Below are 1,047 nucleotides of genomic sequence, written 5' to 3' on the forward strand. Positions count from 1 at the left end.
ACTGATCCGGTTATCGAATAATGGACCTACACAGTGCGGCTATGCGGTTTGATGACACGACCGCTACAGATGCCTATAGCTCTGCCACATTCAAGTGTCAGTTTGAGGTTCTATCTTATTCTAAGATAGACGGCGTAGCCGTTAAGAAAAGACAAATCAGCACTGGTCCAGATGTTACCATTCCAGCGAGACGAGTTGTAACCATACATGGGCAGACTTATCTAATCGGACATGGGGCACCAGACTATTGGCGTGATTCTGTCATCAGAATTAACTATGTTATTCAAGGGGCTGATGGTATAGCCAGTCTTACTACAATAGCAGCAGAGCTAGCCGGGACCGCTGCCACTACCGCATATGCCGCACTTGTGTTTTCCAAGTATCTCCCTGATACAGAGGACTCCTCTAAATACCCACCACAGTATGAAATATTCTTAGCTGGTGGAGAGAGCGCTCCCGCTAACTCTCTCATCAGTCTTAACTCTGTGTGGTATCTAGTAAAGCAATCATACATATCTACATCAGGGTTGCGTATTTCCTTATCTAATATCATTGAATCGCCAAACTTTGAAAATGCCACATTTAAGTCTAGGGTTTATAGTCCAATAACAGATGCCTATACTGATACTTCGTCCACAGTAAAAGTCTTTAGAGTGAAGTGGTCAGAGCATTTCGAGTACTTCAGTAAGTCCTCTGAGCCATATGAGAGAGGCGACCATACCATAATCACACTAAAAGCTATCACCCCTGATCCACCAGATACAATCACTATGTCCGATGGTACATGGAGAGTATTATCTACACAGGACGAGGGATTAACGTGGAGTTGCCATGTTAGAAGGGCTTGAGAGTTTTGACTCTACAGTGAACGCATGGTTTGGGGCAGTGAAGGTAGCTGCCCAAGAAGCTGCTGTAGGGCTAGCGACAGTAACCTTGAATAGGGTACTAGATGAATCTCCACAGTATACAGGTGATTTTGTTTCTGGATGGGAGGTTAGCTTTAATACTTCTACTAATATGTGGAGGCCGGCCAAACTCATTAACAGG

The 1,047-nt window shown here is 44.5% G+C and carries 2 protein-coding genes; both read left to right on the plus strand.

Annotation, left to right across the window (positions count from 1 at the left end; genetic code table 11):
* Positions 1-20: 20 nt before the first annotated feature.
* A complete protein-coding gene (locus CAPSK01_RS23705) occupies positions 21-848 on the plus strand; it encodes a hypothetical protein (protein WP_273703953.1) in 828 nt (275 codons plus the stop codon).
* A partial coding sequence (locus CAPSK01_RS23710) for a hypothetical protein (protein ID WP_273703954.1) occupies positions 832-1,047 on the plus strand: 216 nt, incomplete at its 3' end. The genes CAPSK01_RS23705 and CAPSK01_RS23710, both read left to right, overlap by 17 nt.

The sequence above is a fragment of the Candidatus Accumulibacter vicinus genome, assembly GCF_000584955.1.
Taxonomy (GTDB): domain Bacteria; phylum Pseudomonadota; class Gammaproteobacteria; order Burkholderiales; family Rhodocyclaceae; genus Accumulibacter; species Accumulibacter vicinus.